The sequence below is a fragment of the Erwinia sp. PME.40.26/001 genome, assembly GCF_055556675.1.
Genome location: NZ_JBVHNP010000499.1, coordinates 1 through 206 on the forward strand (window position 1 = coordinate 1; position 206 = coordinate 206).

The 206-nt window shown below is 53.4% G+C and carries 1 pseudogene; it reads left to right on the forward strand.

Features of this window, described 5'->3' with window-relative positions:
* Nucleotides 1-206 (forward strand): annotated as a pseudogene (locus ACZ3HG_RS25135) (hypothetical protein); the annotation flags it as partial.

Consider the following 206-nt stretch of genomic DNA (forward strand, 5'->3'; position numbering starts at 1 on the left):
GCCAGATGGTCAGCATCGTGAACACGATGGGCGATATCAAAGGGCTGGAAGAGGCGAAAAAAGGCGCTGCACCGCTTAAAGATAACGCGACAGAAAAAGAAAGGGCCAAATGGCTGGCCGGATTACGAGAAAGCGATGCCTATCAGAAAGCCATGTCCGACTACGGCGTGGGCAGCAAGAACCAGATGGTGGTTCAGGCAGTAAGC